A 551-nucleotide genomic window follows, 5' to 3' on the forward strand; every position below is an offset into this window, starting at 1 on the left:
CAGCGTGTCACACTTTCGAATGCGTGCGATCGCCCCCGCAGCGATCATCACTCTGCTGGTGCCCGGATTCACGTTTGCGCAGGCAGGCAATCCGATGTGGCTGTCAGGGTACAATTGGACGTGCGAAGCGACGGCCCGCACGATCTGTGAGCGAGACGGGACTTGCAAAATCGGCGACGCCGGCGGTGTGAAGTTCGAGATCGAATATGAAAACAGCCGCGCGCTGTTTCCTGAGGGGACGGTGAAGATCAAGCGACACTACCGGCAGACGGTCAATGACAGTCCCCTGCAGGCGGAGGTGAAAGTCGAGCTGGCGGACAACCGCGTCCTGTGGTTGACGGCGGTCGATGCGAGCCGCACTTACTCGCAAGCCTGGACGGGAGCCATTGTCGAACCGAAAGGAGGGGTCGTGCTTTCGATCACGCAAGGCGTTTTTTGCCTTCCAGAATCTGCGGGAATGCCAAAGGGATGACACCGGACAGTTTGACCCGAAGGCAGCGTCGGGAACTCCGATGGTGGGCCGCTGAACTTGGCAAGGATCAGAAAGGAAG

1 protein-coding gene is annotated in these 551 nt (G+C 59.5%); it reads left to right on the forward strand.

The features are described from left to right. The first annotated feature begins 4 nt into the window (after window positions 1–4). Window positions 5–472: a hypothetical protein gene (locus EN749_RS36920; protein ID WP_245491604.1), complete on the forward strand. Its 468-nt coding sequence runs from the start codon at window positions 5–7 to the stop codon at window positions 470–472. Window positions 473–551: the final 79 nt, after the last annotated feature.

The sequence above is a fragment of the Mesorhizobium sp. M7A.F.Ca.ET.027.02.1.1 genome, from assembly GCF_004022985.1.
GTDB lineage: Bacteria > Pseudomonadota > Alphaproteobacteria > Rhizobiales > Rhizobiaceae > Mesorhizobium.